The sequence below is a fragment of the Paenibacillus sp. Marseille-Q9583 genome (assembly GCF_976954365.1).
Map to the genome: position 1 here is coordinate 1 of NZ_CDRJTB010000033.1, position 19,616 is coordinate 19,616.

Annotated in this window: 19 protein-coding genes; 4 read left to right on the top strand and 15 right to left on the bottom strand. The window is 42.2% G+C overall.

Translation table 11 applies throughout. The annotated features are described in order from the left end of the window. Positions 1–20 precede the first annotated feature (20 nt). Positions 21–1,181, top strand: a complete 1,161-nt coding sequence (locus tag ACWNM1_RS16165; protein WP_449601721.1) for an asparaginase — start codon at positions 21–23, stop codon at positions 1,179–1,181. 65 nt (positions 1,182–1,246) lie between these two features. On the opposite strand, the gene ACWNM1_RS16170 is transcribed toward ACWNM1_RS16165, so the two are convergent. The 4 genes from ACWNM1_RS16170 to ACWNM1_RS16185 all read right to left on the bottom strand — a co-directional run bounded on the left by ACWNM1_RS16170 (position 1,247) and on the right by ACWNM1_RS16185 (position 5,174). Beyond that, positions 1,247–1,939: an ABC transporter ATP-binding protein gene (locus ACWNM1_RS16170; RefSeq protein ID WP_042187892.1), complete on the bottom strand. Its 693-nt coding sequence runs from the start codon at positions 1,937–1,939 to the stop codon at positions 1,247–1,249. Further along, positions 1,936–3,054, bottom strand: a complete 1,119-nt coding sequence (locus tag ACWNM1_RS16175) for an ABC transporter permease (RefSeq protein ID WP_449601722.1) — start codon at positions 3,052–3,054, stop codon at positions 1,936–1,938. The genes ACWNM1_RS16170 and ACWNM1_RS16175 overlap by 4 nt, the downstream gene beginning before the upstream one ends. A gap of 69 nt (positions 3,055–3,123) precedes the next feature. Further along, positions 3,124–4,500 (bottom strand): sensor histidine kinase, encoded by a 1,377-nt coding sequence (locus tag ACWNM1_RS16180; protein ID WP_449601723.1) that lies wholly within the window; start codon positions 4,498–4,500, stop codon positions 3,124–3,126. Beyond that, a complete protein-coding gene (locus ACWNM1_RS16185; RefSeq protein WP_042187886.1) occupies positions 4,497–5,174 on the bottom strand; it encodes a response regulator transcription factor in 678 nt (225 codons plus the stop codon). The genes ACWNM1_RS16180 and ACWNM1_RS16185 overlap by 4 nt, the downstream gene beginning before the upstream one ends. A gap of 145 nt (positions 5,175–5,319) precedes the next feature. Between ACWNM1_RS16185 and ACWNM1_RS16190 the strand changes: the two genes are divergently transcribed. Beyond that, the gene (locus ACWNM1_RS16190; RefSeq protein ID WP_449601724.1) at positions 5,320–5,793 is read left to right on the top strand and encodes a ferritin family protein; all 474 of its coding nucleotides are present in this window, start codon (positions 5,320–5,322) and stop codon (positions 5,791–5,793) included. A 22-nt stretch (positions 5,794–5,815) separates the two neighbouring features. Here the strand turns inward: ACWNM1_RS16190 and ACWNM1_RS16195 are convergent, their stop codons facing one another. From ACWNM1_RS16195 to ACWNM1_RS16215, 5 genes are all read right to left on the bottom strand, one after another. Beyond that, entirely contained in the window at positions 5,816–6,628 is an 813-nt protein-coding gene (locus tag ACWNM1_RS16195; RefSeq protein WP_449601725.1) for an SDR family oxidoreductase, read from the bottom strand. Between the two features lie 52 nt (positions 6,629–6,680). Beyond that, a complete protein-coding gene (locus ACWNM1_RS16200) occupies positions 6,681–7,127 on the bottom strand; it encodes a MarR family winged helix-turn-helix transcriptional regulator (protein WP_449601726.1) in 447 nt (148 codons plus the stop codon). Between the two features lie 147 nt (positions 7,128–7,274). Then, a complete protein-coding gene (locus tag ACWNM1_RS16205; RefSeq protein ID WP_449601727.1) occupies positions 7,275–8,468 on the bottom strand; it encodes a metallophosphoesterase in 1,194 nt (397 codons plus the stop codon). A 188-nt stretch (positions 8,469–8,656) separates the two neighbouring features. Further along, complete coding sequence (locus ACWNM1_RS16210; RefSeq protein WP_449601729.1) at positions 8,657–9,067, bottom strand: bacteriohemerythrin; 411 nt, start codon at positions 9,065–9,067, stop codon at positions 8,657–8,659. 136 nt (positions 9,068–9,203) lie between these two features. After that, positions 9,204–10,073: a cation diffusion facilitator family transporter gene (locus ACWNM1_RS16215; RefSeq protein ID WP_449601730.1), complete on the bottom strand. Its 870-nt coding sequence runs from the start codon at positions 10,071–10,073 to the stop codon at positions 9,204–9,206. Between the two features lie 308 nt (positions 10,074–10,381). Here ACWNM1_RS16215 and ACWNM1_RS16220 point away from each other — a divergent pair, with 308 nt between their 5' ends. Continuing rightward, positions 10,382–11,740, top strand: coding sequence for an outer membrane protein assembly factor BamB family protein (locus tag ACWNM1_RS16220; protein ID WP_449601731.1), 1,359 nt, complete (start codon positions 10,382–10,384; stop codon positions 11,738–11,740). Positions 11,741–11,783: 43 nt separating this feature from the next. On the opposite strand, the gene ACWNM1_RS16225 is transcribed toward ACWNM1_RS16220, so the two are convergent. After that, the gene (locus ACWNM1_RS16225) at positions 11,784–12,287 is read right to left on the bottom strand and encodes a ferritin (RefSeq protein WP_042127399.1); all 504 of its coding nucleotides are present in this window, start codon (positions 12,285–12,287) and stop codon (positions 11,784–11,786) included. 96 nt (positions 12,288–12,383) lie between these two features. Continuing rightward, positions 12,384–12,593 (bottom strand): hypothetical protein, encoded by a 210-nt coding sequence (locus ACWNM1_RS16230; protein ID WP_449601732.1) that lies wholly within the window; start codon positions 12,591–12,593, stop codon positions 12,384–12,386. A 61-nt stretch (positions 12,594–12,654) separates the two neighbouring features. Between ACWNM1_RS16230 and nagZ the strand changes: the two genes are divergently transcribed. Further along, entirely contained in the window at positions 12,655–13,713 is a 1,059-nt protein-coding gene (gene nagZ / locus ACWNM1_RS16235) for a beta-N-acetylhexosaminidase (RefSeq protein ID WP_449601733.1), read from the top strand. 18 nt (positions 13,714–13,731) lie between these two features. Here the strand turns inward: nagZ and ACWNM1_RS16240 are convergent, their stop codons facing one another. From ACWNM1_RS16240 to ACWNM1_RS16255, 4 genes are read right to left on the bottom strand one after another with little or no spacing between them, the layout of a single operon-like run. Further along, positions 13,732–14,820 carry an efflux RND transporter periplasmic adaptor subunit gene (locus tag ACWNM1_RS16240; RefSeq protein ID WP_042187874.1) on the bottom strand — a complete coding sequence of 363 codons (1,089 nt, stop codon included), beginning with the start codon at positions 14,818–14,820 and terminating at the stop codon, positions 13,732–13,734. Positions 14,821–14,850: 30 nt separating this feature from the next. Then, entirely contained in the window at positions 14,851–16,230 is a 1,380-nt protein-coding gene (locus ACWNM1_RS16245; protein ID WP_449601734.1) for an ABC transporter permease, read from the bottom strand. Then, the gene (locus tag ACWNM1_RS16250) at positions 16,220–16,939 is read right to left on the bottom strand and encodes an ABC transporter ATP-binding protein (RefSeq protein ID WP_283911819.1); all 720 of its coding nucleotides are present in this window, start codon (positions 16,937–16,939) and stop codon (positions 16,220–16,222) included. Before ACWNM1_RS16250 ends, ACWNM1_RS16245 begins: the two co-directional genes overlap by 11 nt. Before the next feature lie 39 nt (positions 16,940–16,978). Continuing rightward, on the bottom strand, positions 16,979–19,564 hold the full coding sequence (locus ACWNM1_RS16255) for a hypothetical protein (protein WP_449601736.1): 2,586 nt from the start codon (positions 19,562–19,564) through the stop codon (positions 16,979–16,981). Positions 19,565–19,616 lie beyond the last annotated feature (52 nt).

The following is a 19,616-nucleotide window of genomic DNA, read 5'->3' on the forward strand; positions in this document are numbered from 1 at the left end:
TCAAATGGGAGGTTACATCTATGAATGGATTACAATCAATGCTCGCCAAAACTACCGTTGCCGCAGGACTCTCTTTCACTCTACTTTTCTCTGCTACAACAATGCTTCCCGTTTCTACCACTTACGCCGCTGAGGTTACCCAAACGATTGAAGGAACGGTTAAGCTTCCAAAGGTCCAAGTCATAGCAACCGGTGGTACTATTGCCGGTAAATCTGTGGATGAGACCAGCTTCCAGAACTATAAAGCCGGGACTTTGTTAATGGACGATATGGTTAAAGCACTGCCTAACCTTAAAAAGTTCGCCGATGTAACTAGCTATCAATTTGGGAATGCAGGCTCTGGCTCGTATACCATGCAACAACTATATGATCTCTCCTTAAAAGTAGATCAAGCACTAGAAACCCAAGATGGCATCGTTGTTACTACAGGCACGGATACGATGGAGGAAATTGCATATTTCCTTGATCTTACAGTGCGTAGCTCCAAACCTGTCGTAGTAACTGGCTCTATGCGTCCATGGACAGTTATCGGAAGTGACGCTCAGGCCAATCTATTTAACGCTATTAAACTAGCAGCTAGCGGAAAGACAAAATATTACGGTACTGTGCTCATGCTAAATGACGAGATTCATACAGCTAGAGAGGTTACCAAGACGAATGCCTATCGTACAGACACTTTTGAATCCCCACAACTAGGAATCCTAGGATATATAGATGAGAATAATATAAGAATTTATCGGGCGAATTCCAGAGCACTATTGACCGCTGACAAATGGGCAACGCCATTCGATCTAACGAAGATTAAGAGCAGTGATATGCCTAAGGTAGAAATTGCTTATGCCTACCAAGATGCGGGAGCCGGGGCAATTACTGGTTTTGTCCAAGACGGAGCAAAGGGCATTGTTACTTCAGGCACAGGGGCTGGTGGCGTATCAAAAGCTATGGGAGAAGCTCGCACGAAAGCAATTAAGGAAAACGGGGTTATCTTCGTGTCTACCACACGTACGGGTTCTGGTTCTAACTATGCATCAGGTGACGGCATAATTGCCGGAGACAACCTGAACGCAGCACATGCCCGAATTCTACTGGAACTGGCACTATCATTCAGTAGCGATTTCAACACGATTAAAGGCTGGTTTGAAACATACGGCTCAGGCCAAGTCACCATTGCTGACAAATAAGAACAAACCATTGTTCACACACCAAAAAACGATTCATGCCATAAATAGCATGAATCGTTTTTTTACTAAATTTTGCTTAACTCATGTTCAACCAAATGTCCATCTTCCAGATGCAGCACTCGATCACACCATTCGAGCATCCGTTCATCATGAGTGACCATTACGGCAGCTTTACCTTCATTCTTCACTTCGTCAGCAATCATTTGCACAACTTCTCTACCTCGTTTGAAATCTAAGCTTGCTGTTGGTTCATCTGCAAACAAGATTGCAGGTTTATTCATCCAAGCTCTTGCGATAGCTACACGTTGCTTCTCCCCGCCTGATAGTTGCTCAGGATAATGGTTTCGACGTTTCCAGATATCCAGACGCTTCATCAAATCAGCTGCCCGTTCCTTAGCTTCTTTAGAACTCATCTTCCCCTGTTTAGCTACAAAGAGAAGCTGCTCTTCTACCTTCAAGTAGGGCAATAGCTGTGCGCTTTGGAACATAAAGCCTATCTTCTCTAATCGCAGCTCAGTCAGCTCACTTTTACTTTTATCTGTAAGAGATTCACCGTCTATGAAAATTTCACCACTGGTTGGCGTAAGAAGCGCACCCGCTGCTGATAGGAATGTACTCTTCCCTGTTCCAGATGGTCCAAGGACAGCAACGAATTCCCCTTCATTGACTATAAGATTCAAATTGTTCAGAACAGATACCGTTGTATCGCCGTCTCCGTAGGTCTTGGTTACTTGCTTCATCAATAATTTCGCACTCATGCTCCAGCCCTCCCAATTGCTTCTAATGCATCTACTTTTGCCACTTTAGCGACAGAAATAAGTGATCCTAAAAGAGACATCCCCACGAACAAGCCGCTGGTTAATAGAATCGTAGAAGGTTCCAGTTGGAACGGCATAGTGTCTGGTAGTACCTGATTCATTCCAAAGGTTAGCAGCAAGCTAATGCTTAGACTTGCAATAGCTAATATCATGACCTGCCCTACAACGCTCCAAGCCAAGTAAGACATTTTTGTACCCATGGCTTTCAGAATGCCAAACTGGCTTGTTTTCTGAATTGTAATGACATAGAAGAATACAGCCAGAACAAACCCAGCGATTACGAACAGGAAGGCAATCATCATAAGTAGTGAACCTTGTTCTGATGAATAACCCGGAATATTAGAGATCGCTTCTTTTTGCGTAATAACTTCCACATTTTTCGTACTAGCAGAGATCTTATCCACTTGCCCTGCGTTTGCATTAAGCGCAATTACATTAAAGGGTGCTCCGGATTTAGCCTCACTACCTTGATTAACGCCTTGTCTCATTTCCTGCCAATCTTTATTGTTAATATAGACTACTGGGGTATGGCTGTATGAGCTATTCTCAACATATCCTGTAACTTTAAATTCCTTCCCAGTTGCCTGATCTTGGATCGTGCTACCAATCTTAATGCCCGACTGTTCCAAGTCACGATCAACGATGACACTTCCCTGCGTATCATTCGTAATCTTGTCACCTTCAATCACTTTTGGAGCCAGTAAACCGTTCATATCCACTGCGAAAAAAGTTACGTCTGCTTTAGTGTCCGCATCGTTCGTAGTCACTGTACTCATCTGTAGAGCGAGTGAAGAGGCATTATTATCTCCTACTACTGCTCGAACACTATTAAGTTCCGTATCCGTTAACTGAGAACGTCTAAACGTCTGATCCGCATCCTTCTGCACCACATAATAGTTAGCCGGCATATTCTCTATTGCTGAGATATTAGCATACGCTAATCCTCTGGCCAGCCCCGTTACGAAAAGTACAAGAAAGGAAACCAATAACATGATCACCATTATTAACAGGTATCTGGCTTTAGAATGTCGCATTTCTCTTAAGGCTAGAAACATATTACCACTCCTTCTAATCTGTATAGTCACAGTTTAGAAGATGAAAATGAACGGAGTATGAATAACGAGTTACAAAAGCGGAAGAGTTACAATAAAGGTCGTGCCTTTGCCAACTGTACTGGATACTTCTATGGTTCCGTTATGTGTCTCTACAATTTTTTGCGTAATCGCCAGTCCAAGACCGCTACTATGCGTTTCTCGTGTACGTGCCCGGTCGACTTTATAAAAACGGTCAAAGATGAGTGGTAATTCCTCAGCAGGAATACCTTCCCCAGTATCCGCGAAGGTTACTACACAGTTCCCATCGTCAAGCTTTGCGGAAATCATAATGGATCCCTCAGCAGGTGTATATTTGATAGCATTCGTAATGAGATTCATCCACACCTGATACAATAGATTGGGATCGCCATGTACGCTAATGTCCGCAAGACTTAAACGAACCGCTAATTGCTTCTCTGTTAATCTCCACTCCATGATTTGTACAACCTGCCGAAGCTGTGCACGCAAATCTATAGGTTTCTTCTGCAAGGAATTCGGATCATAATCGAGGGAAGATAACGTTAGCAGCTGTTTACTAAGCATCGATAGACGATGACTTTCTTGATCAATAATATTGAGGTACTCTATCCGTTCATCCTCGGGTAATGTAGGATCTTTAAGGGTTTGAGCAAATCCTTGAATAGAAGTTAATGGCGATTCGATTTCATGCGACACATTCGCAACAAACTCTTGACGCGCACGATTGGTCCTTTCCAGCTCACGACTCATAATCATAAAGTGTGAGGCTAACTGGCCAATCTCATCCCGCCGCCAAGTATTTAATTTAATATCATATCTACCTTTTGAAATCCGTTTAGTTGCCGTTGTCAAACGTGTAATGGGTCTGACCACATGCAGTACGCTGATCATGACGAACCCTAGACTAAATAACACGGTAAAACCGATGATGACAGCAAAAAACACGCGCAGTTCACCGAACTGAACCTCTGCATCCGGCCGCATGAATAACGCAAAAGTCTCATTATTGACTTCAATAGGTACGCCTATCGTATTGCGTAATTGATTATCAAAAAAACCTGTAATAAATGCGCTGTCAGGAAACTCAGCAACACCGTGATACACTTGTCCATTCAGGACCTTCTCTAATTGCTGCGGATTTAAATCCTCTTTCCGAAATGGCTTGCCGTAAAACCGGGATTGACCTTCTGCATCGATTAAATAGATCTTATATCCCAGTACAGCTACACTTCGCAGGTAATCCTCCATAGATTCCGGGTGAGATTCTGCAAACTGCTGGATTCCAATGGCCATCCCCGTAAGCTTCGCATCATTCTGCGATTTAATCTGAGCTTGATAATAAATATTTGATACCAAGAAGCCAAGAAGGCTGCTCACCACAATGGCCGAGCAAAAGAGAATGCACATTCTCACATACAAAGACTTCACGAGCTCACCATCTCCAATTTATATCCAATTCCCCGTACCGTCCGAATCACAAAGTCATTCTGATAATCCAAAAACCGTTGACGCAATCGCTTGATATGTACATCCACCGTGCGTTCATCACCTTCATAATCCATTCCCCACACTAGTTCAATCAGCTCACTGCGTGAATACAGTCTTCCTGGATATTGTGCCAGTTGTGCGAGCAGTTCAAATTCCTTTACCGGTAACAGTAGTACTTCATCACCATCAGTAATCTCATAATTTTTACGATCAATAACTAATGAATTTAAACGAATCCGATCATCCGAAGCGATGGAATAACGCCGAAATAATGCTTTGATCCGAAACAACAATTCTTCCGGCTCAAAAGGTTTCGTTACATAATCATCTGTCCCCCGCAAATAGCCTTGTTCTTTATCACTTAGCTGTTGCCGGGCTGTTAACAGAATGATCGGTATATCATACGTTTCTCTTATATGCTGGCATAGCTCCAACCCATCCACATGTGGCATCATCACATCCACAACGGCTAAATCCGCAATGCTTTCTTTCAGTTTATGTATCGCGTCCCGGCCGTCGCTGGCCTCCATTACTTGATAACCTTCTCTGGTCAATACATGCTTTAATAATGTACGAATATTACTATCATCATCTGCTACTAAAATCTTTTTCATCGTTTACACTCCCTGAATAACGGATGAACCCATAGTATCAACTTTAAAGGGTTAGAACAACTAAAGAACCGAAAGAGACCATTTTGGGCATTCGTACATATACTACTTTAAAAATAATGAACTAATCAGGAGGTTAAAAAGAAATATGTATTGGACACCCTTATCTCAGAATAGATCTGATTTCAAACCTGTATGGGCAACCTCTCTTCCACAAGCATTAAATTTAATTAAAGAAGCTGTGCAAGGTGAACGAAATGATGAGCTTTTCTATGATGAACTTATCAAACTGGCCCCAAATTCCGAGCAAGCCTCCATCATCACCTCAATTCGAGATGACGAACGGGGTCACAACTCCATGTTCCGCGAGATGTTCAAAGAAATTACGGGTCAAGATATCACTGGAATTAGTAGTGAACAATATCAACGGATCAGTTCCTATGAAGAAGGTTTAGAAAAAGCACTCCAAGGTGAACTGGCTGCAGTCGAAAAGTATCGTAAAATATGGTTTGGTCTGCCTGTTGGAGTATACCGCGATACTGTTTATGGGATTATATTAGATGAATTAAAACATGCCAGTAAATATAATTATTTACTTACTTTAGATCGAACCACTATATAGTTGAATAAGTCAGAGTTATTATTTAAACCTGAAGGAAAGTGATTATACTTTCCTTCAAAGAGGTAACAGGCCGTCCAATTAGTCTCTCCATATCTTTTGAAGTAGAAGCTGTATCTATCTTCCCGAGGAATGAATAAATCCAGTGATGAATGCTTGAATCCTGCCGATGAACGATTCTTTTTCCTGTCAGCTCGGATAATACCTCCGTTAGTTCGCTGAAGTCCCAAGAGCGCGGTGCGGTTAATTCATAAATCTGATTAATATGACCAGCAGTTGTAAGCACGACCGCTGTAGCTAAAGCGAGATCCTTTCGTGTCACCGAATTAAATAACCAGTTCCCCGGATAGGTGATTAACTCACCGCTTTGGATCGCCTCTTTCAGACCTAGTACATCCACAAAATCCATATACAAAGCGTTGCGTAGAAACGTATAGTCAATACCTGATTTAAGAATCATCTGCTCTGTAAGTAAGTGAACATGATTAGCTGGAATTTGTCCTTTAGGTGGAAATGCCAAGCTTGTATACAGCAAATGCTTCACCCCTGCCTTTGATGCTGCATGAACAACCTCAGAATGTTGATTTAATCTGACGTTATCATCGGGATGTGAACTAGAGATAAATAATAGCTCTGCTACACCTGTAAAAGCTTGAATTAGAGTATCAGGCTGATCATAATCGCCAAATCGAATCTCAACCCCTTTTTCCAAAAAATCATTTGCTTTCTCCCGATCACGAACACATGCGATTATCTCACCTGCCGGCACAAACTGAAGAAGATTGTCTATAATCAAACTTCCTAATTGACCAGTAGCACCTGTAACCATAATTGACATAACACCCCAACCTTTCTGTTCCATCTTTTCAAGACCACAACATTATTTATATCTAGCCGTTGCTAAGCTTTTCTAATAAAACGATGAGTTGCCGAAGCTCTTGTTCATCCAGACCCTGCATACGTTCAGCGACCGCTTGACGATTTCCGGGAAGATGCTCCAAAAGTAAACGTTGTCCTTCACCCGTAATTGAAATAACGCTTTTTCTACCATCCTGAGTATGGCTCGAGCGGGTAATCCAACCCTCTTTCTCTAGGGGTGTCAGCAACAGACTAATATTAGCTTTAGTAACCCCAATATTGTGAGCCAGTGTAGAAGGTAAAATCGTACCGCCCTGTTTAGATATTTCTACCAAGATACGAATTCTTGCGCCATTTAATCCTTTCGACTGCCAATATTTATCAGATACAGAAACTAAGCTTGCAGTAGTATCAACTAAAGTGAAAAATACCTGAGTATGTAGCGGCTGATTCAATACCAACGGTTGTAAATGATCCATCTTAGATTTTTCAACTCCAATTTAGTTAAGCACTTAACTATTTTAAACCATACTACAAGCTTTACTAATTGTCAAAAAAAAGAAACTGCCTCAACTCGCAGAAAAATTCTACGGATTCGGGCAGCCTCATATCATAAAAGATTTCTTTTAAATTAATACCGTCTTCGTGGACACGGCTTCTTCACTGTATTGTTTAGTCCCTTCTAACACCACTTCAAGCTTAATAATCTCCGAACGGCTGGCTAAACGGATTGGAGGTCCCCAGGTCCCATAACCAGAGGAAACAACGACATGCAATTTATCCTTGCGGAGGTAGCCCCAGTCCAGTTCGAACAACCGCTTGGTAATCCAGTGATTAGGAGCAATCTGTCCACGGTGTGTATGACCTGATAGTAGAATATCTACGCCTTCTTGGGCAGCAACATCAAATCCGGTAGGCTGATGATCCATCATAATCACAGGACGCGTCAGATCAAGGCCATTCAATAAGGCGTTTACGCTCAATCTACCACCGGCTTCCATCGTCTCGGCAGTCTTATCTTTTCGACCTACAATATACGTTCCCGCCACTTCTTCAACCTCATCCTGCAGGACTTTAATGCCTATGCTACTCATTAAATCGGTATATTCCTTAATCGAGCCACCGTAATATTCGTGATTGCCCAGTACCGCGTAGACACCATGACGTGCTTTTAGCTGCTTCAGCTGTTCACTCATACTATTGCGAATAAAAGGCTCAATACTATCGTCAAGTACATCCCCAGCCAGCAAAATCACATCAGGCTTCATAGCGTTCATTTGCGCAACCATTTTTTTGAGATGCCGATTGCCGACGATATTTCCTAAATGCAGATCGGATGCAACCGCGATGGTAAGTGGCGTACTAGTTCCGATGGATTTATCAATAGGAATAGGATGGGTACGAACTACTGTACTCCAAGCGTTGATCGAACCCCAGACTAGAAAAACAACCAGTAATATTAGCAATGTACCACCTGCTTCTGTGACGTAGTGCGATCGATCGACACCCATCCAGCCCAGCAGCACATATAACAGATCAGCTAATGGCAACATGATAATAGCGAATTCCATACAAGCTAGATAATACGACCCAATCACTTTAAAAAATCTGGCTAACGGCTTCACTATTGTAGGCCACGGTATCATTCCAACGACATACGCAAAGGCAACAAGCAGGAATAATGTCCAGAACAGAACAGAGGAAGCACCTGAGAACCATTCATGGACAAGCAGCCAACCGTGATAACCAATGTAAAAATTAACAAGGCCCAGAATAAGCAGCATAGCAAACCCTGAAGCTAACATTCGTAATGTTTTCATCGTTCCACTCCCCTTTACCATACTAACTCTATACATCTTATCTCAAATCATAACACAAACCGTTAACCCAGTATAAATTACGATGCTGTCTTCGGAAAACGGATCAAATGACGTACTACAATTCTTTATCACATTCCCCGTCAAAAAAAAAGAAAATGCCCGTCGGCATCTTCATTGGAGGTATTCAGTTATACTGCTCTTTCACGTGTAGCCATACATTCACCGATAAGCTTATCGCATTTATTAATATGATTCAGAAGCCAATCAGTTAACGTACGGTTAAGTTTAATCGTTGAGAGAACGGAAACTCCCTTGGTTTTAATCGTTTCTTCTAATTCAAGAACGGCTTTTACAAAATTAGCGTGCGTCTTACGATGTTCCGCCAATTCAGGAAAATCGATTTCCTCCATCAATTGCTCTTCATTGCTAAAATGCTCGATGGTATATTCCTTCAAGAATTTCAGCGTTTCTTCGATCTTCTCTTTCCCCTGCTGGTTACTGCAAGCATCAAAAAATTCGTTCAATTTCGCCAGCAACTGTCTGTGCTGACAGTCAATTTTCTCTACACCGATATCATAAGAATCCTTCCATTCAATCACGAAGTCACCATTCCATTTCCTTAAATTTACATGATAAATATAATTAATTCTCCACCTTTCCGCACAAAAGATCTATTAACAACATCACAAGGAAACTCCCCTATTCATCCAAGCAAAGTCACAACTATATCCTTTTCTACTTCATTACAGGTTCTATGTGGACAAGCACATTTGAAACTCGGTGCCGATCTTTCAATTGTTCTTCAATTTCTTCCGTAATATCATGGCTCTGCACCACACTAAGCTCGGAATCTACTAATACAGTTGTATCAACTAGCACGTTATTCCCGTGGATGCGCGCTTTAATATCTTTAATGGATTGCACACCGTCAATTTCAGCAACGGTTTCTTTCATGAGTTCAAGCTCTTCCGCATCAAAACCATCCGTTAAGTCATGTGTAGCTTTACTAAAGATATCCCATGCCGTCTTGCAGATAATCAGGCCGACAATAATCGCTGTAAGCGGATCAAGCCATGGAATTCCAAATCCAGAAGCCACAATTCCGACAAAAGCACCTATGCTAACTAAAGCATCTGATCGATTATCTAGTGCTACTGCTCGCATAGCGTTACTATTAATAGAGCGGGCCAGTCTAATGTTATACATATATACGCCCATCATTATCACAGCACAAAAAACTGCCGTCCAGGCTGCTATAAGATCTGGACTTTCCAGTTCGGGTTGAATAAATTTGTTCACGCCCTGGTACAGCACTTGAAGCCCTACAACGATCATAATAAATGAAGCAATTAAGGATGCCACGGTCTCTGCTCTGAAATGCCCGTAGCTGTGATTGGAATCCGGTGGTCTCCTGGAGATCTTAAGACCGATTAGTACGGCGATAGAAGCGATAATATCAGTACTGTTGTTCAGGCCATCTGCAAGTAACGCTTGAGATCCCGCGACCGTACCAATAAACAGTTTGATGGCGGATAGGAATATGTAGGCAACTATGCTTAGCCATGCTCCTTTTTCACCTTGTTTGATGTCGTTGTAATTTTCCAAAAAAAAGAACCCCCAAAGAATAGTATTGTTCTATACTACACTCCGAGATTCGGGTGGGTCTAGAGAAACAGTGTTGCTAAGAGGCGTAATAGTTCCCTACGTCAAATAGAGTTGCTAGGTCATAACTGTTTTGCGGAGCGTAACATAGTTTGCCTTAGTTCAACTTTAAGTCTTATATCTCTCGCTTAAACACTTACCGTCCTTATAAAAAAGCCGTAGGCGTTTATGCTTGTACTACTGAAATAGTAACTTTTTGCCATTTATAATGTCTAATTATAGTAATCACTATTTTTGAGGAGCGTGAAACGATGATTCAGTCTTTGCACAAGACAATGATTAAAGTTTTAGCTGTTACATGCATTGCATCCCCAATAGCTTACAACGGTTCTTTATCCGTCATTTCTGCGGAACAAGCAGTTATAAGTACAAGCAATCCCTATTACAATGAAGTCAAAGCACCTATTCTTGTACCTGTATGGTCATCACCGCTTGCCATATTAAAAGAAGATAGAATCACTGGGCAGAACGTTACTGCCCTTGCCGAGAATGGGAAAGTCTTTGCCTTGCAGCAGAATGAAAAACTAGTCGCATTGAATGTTACAACAGGTAAAAAAATGTGGGAATTCGGAAGTGCATTAGCCCCGTTGTTCACGTACAGTAATGGATTTATCTATGGTTTGACTAAGAGTGGCTCTCTGTATGCCGTTAATGAAGCAGGTAAAAAAGCGTGGTCAGCTTCATTATCACTACCTAAAGCCACCAGTATACAACGGTTAGGTTCTACCATTTATGTAACACAAGAGAGTCAATTCGCAGCTGTCGATGCGGTCAGCGGGAAGATCAAATGGAAGGCTGCGGAGGAGAGCAATAACTTTACAGGCTTATCGGAACTTATGGAAACGGATGGGGTTGTTATTCGAAGTTATCTCTCACAGGGAGCATTAACAACTGCCGCACTTGCTGCTTATGACAGTCTGACAGGAAAAAAACTATGGGACCATACCCGTCAATGGTGGCCACTAGCAGTAAAGGACGGCCTCCTCTACTCCATTACCAATACGTTAATGATGGATGATGACGCTGTGAATCGTAATGTTAAAGTTTCTGTATTCAACGTAAAAACGGGTGAACTTAAAGGAGAACGTTTATATAAATGGACAGATACCGAGAATAAAGATGGAGCATTCACATTTGGTGGTGTAAATGGGACCGCATTCTTGGACGGAAATGACTTCTATATTTTTCAGGGCAAAAAGCTTGTGAAATATGATTTCTGGAATTACTCAGCGGAAGGTAAGCCAGTTCAAACCTGGACTTCTATGGCAAAAGAGAAAGATTATCCTCTAAACCAAGTCCATCAGCAAAGAATGTTATATTCCAATTATGATACAGGTACGTTATCCGCACTCAAACTTGGAAATGGTCAGGCGGTAGTCCTCAATAATGGTGAGAATCCTGTAGTTCAGACGGATCTTTTTGGAAATGTGGTTTATAGCGGACAATCAGATGGCCTATTTCACGCTTATGACATGTTGACGTTGAAGCCTATTTTTACCGTGAAGACAGGATCTCGTAACTTTGCCCCTTCTCTTAAAACTGGAGGCATGCTGATCATCCGAACGGATAATAAGCTGCTGGCTATTAAACTGCCTTCATCAATTAAATAAAAAAAGCCTGATTTCTCAGGCTTCTGATCTTAAGTAACTTTACTTACTCAGCAGGAGCTGTAAAAGTACGTGCAGCAAATTCAGCATCCAGCATGTAGAAGGCGTTGCTATCTTTATCAATTCGTTTCAGTTTACTAATGATGTTGCTAAAGAGCGCTTCCTCTTCTACTTGCTCGTCAATAAACCATTTCAAGAAATAGATCGTTGCATGTTCACGCTCATCCAGCGCCAAGTCAGCTAAATGATAGAAGCGTTTCGTGTTTTGTTGCTCATGCGCGAAAGCATGTTCAAAAGCATCCAGCATCGAAGAGTATTCGTTCTTTGGCTCTGGTAGAGCTTCAAGTGTCGCACGATTATCGCGATCATTAAGGAACTTATAGATTTTCATGGCATGGAATCGTTCTTCTTCTGCTTGAATTAAGAAAAAGTTTGCGAATCCATCGAGACTTTCCCCGGAACAATAGGCTGCCATAGCTAGATAAACATGAGCGGAATAAAACTCGAAATTCATCTGTTCATTAAGTGCGTTTACTAATCCATCTTTCATTTGACCGTCACCTCATAATTCAATTTTAATATGTAAAGATTTAAGTTCATCTTATCACCGTGTACCTAAGTCAGCAAGGATTCATCCTTCTGATATCTAAATAAGAAACGAAGGGACGACTATTCTAATGACCAGATTTACACGCAACATCCTTAGACCTACATCCTCTGCTAGCTTTTTAATGGCTTCTGCTATGGTACCTATGCTTCTGTTAACTAGCTGCTCCAATAGCAGTAACAGTTCCCAAGCTGCCGCTACAAATCCGCCGACTGCCGAATCCACATCTTCACCTGTTACCAGTTCCACAGCAGCTCCCTCCTCAGAGAGTGATCCAATTGCTGTTCAGGTTTCCAGTATGAGCCTTGAAGTGAAAGTTGGACAAATGCTCCTTGTTGGTATCGATGGAACCGTTCTGGATGATCAAGCAAAAAGGATGATTGCCGAAGACAAAGTCGGTGGAATCATCCTTTTTAAGAACAATATTCAAGATCTGAAGAGTATGGTCAGCCTTGTTAATTCCATGAAAGAGAGCAACAGCGGCAACCCTGCCCCTTTATTTATGAGTATCGATCAGGAGGGCGGAAAAGTCAGCCGGATGCCTAAGGAGTACGCTTCCTTCCCTTCTAATGGAAAGGTCGGTACCCGTAAGGATGCTAACGCTGCCGAAATGATGGGCAAGCTCCTCGCTAGAGAAGTATTGTCAGCAGGATTTAATATGAACTTCGCTCCCGTCCTTGATATCAATAGCAATCCAGATAATCCTGTAATTGGAGATCGTTCCTTCGGTAGCTCCGCTGAACTAGTCAGTACGCTAGGGATTGCCGAAATGAAAGGAATTGAGAGCGAAGGTGTTGTTCCTGTCGTCAAACATTTCCCTGGTCACGGAGATACTTCCGTCGACTCCCACCTTGAGCTACCGATTGTGAATAAGACTGCTGAAGAACTCGCTAAATTAGAATGGCTCCCTTTTCAAGCTGCAATAAAAGAAGGAACCGATGCCGTAATGGTCGCTCATATTTTGTTCCCGAAACTTGATCCTGATAAACCCGCATCTTTATCAAATAAAATCATTGGTGAGCTACTTCGCGGTGACATGAAATATCAAGGACTCGTAATCACAGATGACCTGACTATGGGTGCTATCATGAAGAATTACGACCTTACCACAGCAGCGGTTGATACTATAAATGCAGGCAGTGATATCTTACTTATCGCTCACGGCTATGATAATGAGAAACGGGTATTAGAATCGCTTCTGGACCATGTAAAAAAAGGTAAGATACAGGAATCACGGATTGATGAGAGCGTCTATCGGATTTTAGCATTGAAAGCTAAATATAATCTATCCAACGAGCCAATTCCGGTTCCTGACCTTACCGAGCTAAATAAAGATATTAAATCTTGGCGACTCACGATTGAGAAATAGGCTTAGGTCTATTTCAATCTATTGAAGCACAACAACATCTCCAACCTTTAACCCTGAGACGGCCTCTGTTTTGTCAGCCGTCTCCATACCCACTTTGATATCTCTTCGTTCATATTCTCCATTGCCCTTATCCACCATCACGTAGGAGAGGTCTCCTTCATGCATTACTGCGATGCTGGATACAACGATGGCATTTTCCTTGCGAACCGTCTCGATTTCTCCGCTCAAGCTTAGTCCACCAATTAAGCGCTCGTTAGGTTGCAGTGAGATTACCACTTCAAATTGTGGAACCGATGTAGCAGTAGTATTTTGACCCGAAGCAGTCTTAGCAAATTTAGATACCTTAGTCACTTCTCCAGACAACTTTAAATCTTTTAAAGCTGTCATTTTAACATCGACCTTCATTCCCGTCTTAATACGGAAGACATCTTGTTCACCTACAAGAGCTATGAATTCAAGCTTGTTCATATCTACAATTTTGCCGATGTATTGATTATCTGTTACCGTTTGCGGAATTTCACTCGCACTGTCAAATAGAAAAACACCTGTTGCAGGAGCATGGTAGAGGGCTGTATTTAGCTTAGCCTTCTTTTCTTTTAATTCACGAGCCTGTATTTCAGCATTTACTTGGTTAAGCTCATCCCCAATTCTTGCTGATTCTTGGGCTGTAAGTGCTTTTATACGTTCGGCTTCTGTTGCACCAAGGGCTGCGTTCTCCTGGTCCTGCTGACTAACAAATTCATTTAGTTCCGCTTCTAGCTGAGCCTTTCGAATGGTTGCCTCTTGTGTAGCAATTTCATTCTTTAAAGCTTCCTGATCGAGGGTAAACAGCAAATCTCCCTTCTTAACCTGCCCACCATTCTCTACCTTCCACTTTGTTACCTTTGAAGCATATGGTGCATAAACAAGCGTTTCCTGCTCATAATGTGAATTCCCTTTGACCTGAACAGAGTTGGTGATGGTTTCCTGTGTCACTTCAAAAGTTATTGCCTGTGGTGGTTCAACAGGTTCTAGCTGTGCCTCGGGTTTATACATCTTGTTGTATACAAAATAACCCGCTGCAATAATAATCAATACCAATACAATCCACTTGATTCTCCTCTTCATCACTTCTGCTTCCTTTCAACTTAAAAATAGCTAATCCCGTTTTATCGCCGTGAGCGCATTCGTTCTGGACGCGCTTATCGCTGGATAAATTCCCGATAGTACGCCTGTCATTACCGCAAATGCGATCCCTATTGGAAGGGTCATCAGAGGAATAGTGATTACTAAGGGCTCACCCATCCCCATTCCTCCTGTGGAACCAATCAGCTTATTTATGCCAAACACAATCAAGTATGAAAAGCCTATACCGAGCAACCCACCAAGCATCCCGAGCAATGCCGCCTCTGTAATAAACATATTTCGGATTTGCCCCATATTGGCGCCTAGCACCTTCATAATACCGATCTGGCGACGACGCTGATGGGTGGACATGGTCATCGCAACGATGATCGAGATCGAAGCAATAATTAGAATAAATATACCAATACCAAGCGCTGCTTTCTTGAACATACTGAATGTAGAAGCCATCGCCTCTTTTTGATACAAATTCGTACTAGTATTTAGTGTAAGTTTCTGGATAAGCTTCTCCACTTGTACGATGTTGTCCGTACTGTCAACTTTTACAATGGCTGAGTTGTAAACATCCTTTTGCCCAGCAGTTCCATTCATTAGTTTCAGTTGTTCCACTAGACGCTCACCAGTCTCTAGCGAAACATAAATCTTCTTGTCGTACATCGCCATATCAGGGTTCCCAGTACTATCCAATACCCCAACAATTTGAATGGGTGAGCTAATTAGAGACTGTCCAGTTTGAGAAGCAGGGTCATATGATTGTAATTGAACCTGTTGTTTGAACATATCCGACGGAAGCATGCTTAAACTGTTGTACTGTTCCATTATTTTATTATTATAAGGATCAGTACTCAGTTGTTCAAAAAGACGTTGCCGAGTCTCGACATCAATCAATCCTACCGTTGCTCCATAGTTTAGTACTGCCATACCAACCGAATCAGAAGGACCACCCTGCTTAAATTTATGGTCATATTTCGTTAGTAGTCGAAGATCCGTTCCGATTAACTGTACGTCCGTAATTTTATTATCGATAGTAGTCATTTGTATGTAGCCAAGCTCTTGAAAAGGTGCTGCTGCGGTAACATGTCGCAGGCCTTGAACAATTTTCAGCTTCTGGCCCGTTAGCCTCCCGGGGTCGAGCTTTGCATCAGAGGCAGAGGCTCCTTTTCCTTCTCCGGCCCCTTGTGAAGGGATGCCGCTGTTCGGAGTTACCGTAATTTCATCCATTTTGAAATTCCGGTTAATTTCCCGCTCCGTATAGCTTTGCGCGGAATCTCCTATACTTAAAGCAACAATAATAGCAGCACAGCCTATCGATATACCTGCCATACAAAGACCTGTGACAACTTTCCGTCGTTTGACTTGCTCCCAAGCCAAACGTGAAATATCACTAATCCTCAATGAGTTTACCCCCTTCGAGTTCTGTATCCGAAGAAGTTTGTTTCTCAGTAATCATATATCCATCCTGAAGCGTGAAAATCCGTTGCATTTGTTCTGCAACTTTGAGCTCGTGTGTTACAACGATGAAGGTGGTTTTCATCTTCTTGTTCAGGTTAAGCAGGATATTGATAATTTCCTCTTCTGTCTTAGAGTCCAGATTTCCGGTTGGTTCATCTGCGAAAATAACGGACGGTTCTGTGATCAAGGAACGTGCAATACTGACCCGCTGCTGCTGTCCGCCAGACAACTGTGAAGGGAACAGGTCGGCTTTATCCGGAATGCCGACCCCTTCCAGCAAGGCCAGAGCTTTTTGCTTACGTATTGATGGTGAGACGGATTGAAACACTAGCGGCAACTCTACATTTTCACGGACAGTCAAGCTAGTAATTAGTTCATATGCTTGAAAGATAAACCCGATATGCTTCCTACGAAATTCAGATAGCTTGTTTTCGCTCATTTTCACAATATCTTGGTCAGCAATGTAAATGTGGCCTTCCGTAGGCTTCATCAGACCTGCCATCAGGTTGAGCATGGTTGACTTACCGGAACCCGAGCTCCCCAGTAATGCAACCATCTCCCCCTCTTTCACAGAAAAATCTATTTGATGAAGGACTGCCGTCGTTTCATTACCATTCTTAAAAGAATGCGTTACATTTTCCACTCGCAACATTGGAGCTGCTCCTTCTCGTACATTAATAGATATGATTTCCTACTTCTCAGTGACTGGTCTATCGATCTTTATGCTATATGCCTGGCTGGCCAGCTCGATCCGTTCTCCTTGGAACTCATCATACAGTGTGATTCTGTAGGCTCCACCTGACAATTTTTTATACATATTATTGGTAAATGTTGCAGTATACGAGTTGTTATTCCCTTCAAGAATTTCAGTACCGATGTTCAAGCTTCGTTCCTGTGAAAGACCATATGGATCTGTCATTTTGAGCACCAGCTTATGGGTAAAGGTTCCCATGTCATAGGTACTGTCACGAAGTAGGTTGTAATTCATTACGATATCTATAGTGCTACTACCTTGCAGCGATCGCCCTTCCGAACTCAGAACAGACATCGTGTACGGATATAGCGCAACCTTCGTCAAGTTATTCTCCGGTGGAGTAGAAACTGGATTTAGACTCAATGAAGCAATGTTAATGAATCCCGTTGGTTCCTGACCAGGTTCAGACAGCTTATTCCCAGTAATTCCTGGACCTAGATACATACTTACGTCTGATGGAATAACGGATTTAGGCAATTTTGCCCAGTACGTTATTAATTGCTTACCACCAGGTGTAGCTGAAGTATCTGGCTGATTCACTGTAGCTTCGAATAGCTGGCCATCTCCTGTTTTAAAGTAACCCTGAAGGCGAGCCATTTTGCTTTGTCTTTTTTCCTCACTGCTAAGCAGTAGCTCTGTATATACGATATTAGAATTGAGACCTTCATAAATAATTGTTTTGTTCTCTTGGACACTAGCGTTCTTGCCTTTACCAGTGATTGCATAACTTCCCCCACGTTCAATTGTCGCTACAGCATTCATCGTACTGTTCGTGCTAAGCGACAGGAACGAGCTCTTCTCTTCTTTTACCGTTGTAAAGAGGTTCACTTTTAATTTATCGAACTCTTGCGTGTAAGGGATTTTGGCAAATACATAGATTTCCGCATTTTTCCCTGGTGCAATCGTCGAGGTTTCCTTGTCCATAAATAGTTCTGTAGAAGAAGACACATCGTCATTGTCTACTTGCACAGATCCTTTTAATTCTGGAAGTGTTAAAGCCACCGATTGCGAATTCTTAATATTTATTCTAGCAACAACGATGTCATCATCTTTCCAAGGAAAGCGCTGCAAAGACAGCAAGTTATAAGTGAAAGAACCATATTCATTGGATGCACTATACTCCACGCCCTTTTGAACCTCTGGCCGAAGTGTGTATGAAATTGTGTAGTAGGCAATCGGTACTGTCAGCTTGGCTGTATTACCCGTACTGGCATTATTCCCTTCAGATCCTGTTCCCTCACCTGAACTGCCCGTTTCTGTATTAGCTGGAGCTGAAACAGCCTCTATCATTTGCAATTGCAGCGAACTCTGCTCAACCTCAAGTGGAATTTGTGCGGTAAGTGGAATGATTTTTTCTTCCAAAGGTTTTATGGTTAAGCCGCTCAATCCCTTCGCATTGATCGGAAAGGTTGTCCCTGTTGAAGATTTGACGGCAAGCTCATACGTTGGCAACGTAACGGCCGTCTTCCCTACATTTTTCACACGAAGCTGGAAGGTCCAAATCCCTTTATTATTCTCAGCGTATACGTTTGCGTTGTTTAACTGAGTTTCTATCGGATTATTATTAATGGTGATTTTCTTGGTCACACCTTTACCTACCACCAAATTAGGGGTAGTAGCTGCCGGTAGCTTGTACGAGGATTTAGCGATCTCAAGCTTCAGTGCTTCATCTTTTTGCGTAAATTGCAGCTTCATATTATCCGTCTTCATATAAGGAGGAATCTCGGCAAGATAATAGATAGTCTTCTTCTCCTGCGGCTGAATCTTGTAACTAATCTGAGAACGATCAAGTGCTAATTCATACGAACTGCCACCTGCAGAGAGTAAATAAGCCGCATAACCCGGATCACTGAGTACCTTACTTCCCTTATTGGTCAGGCTTATACCCACCTTGGCATAAGCTTTCCCATTATATTTATAGAGCTCCAAGGACTCACTTTTAGCGATGACAGGAATGTCATTCATTGTGGTGCTAACATTTTTTCCATTTACAGCAGTTGGGGAATAATTAGCTGGTACAGTAAAACTTCCTGCATGCTTTAAATAACCTTTGGTTTTGGAATCCCATACATACATGGGAATCTTAATCCCTTTTAACGAATTGGTCTTGCCTATGTTGACGTAATATGTAACCCGCAAGCTTTCATTAGCACCAATCTTCTTCTTAGTCGCGTCAGCGCTCAGTGGGTTACCCGGAATAACAGAACCCCCTGGCGTCGTCACTCTCGAAAAATAATACATTAGGTTTGCGTTTTTACTGCTCCCATTCGAATAATTCAGGGTATAAGTTAAAATATTCCCACCAGGTTGTGACCAAACATTGACATCTTCTAATGTAGCTTTAATATTTGCTCCTAATGAAATGGAACCCAGATTACTAGGGGGTGTTACTGTCGCCGCAGCTACAGCTGGATTGGTACGAACAGCATTAGCTGGTGCAGCTGAAGCGGTATGGCCAGTCAGTTGACTGATGACAAAGGTACTTAATAGTAAAACAACATATGTACTGCTATGCTTTCTCATTTACTTCCCTCCACGAGTATTTTGCTAGAATTATTATAGTGGTAACTGCAAA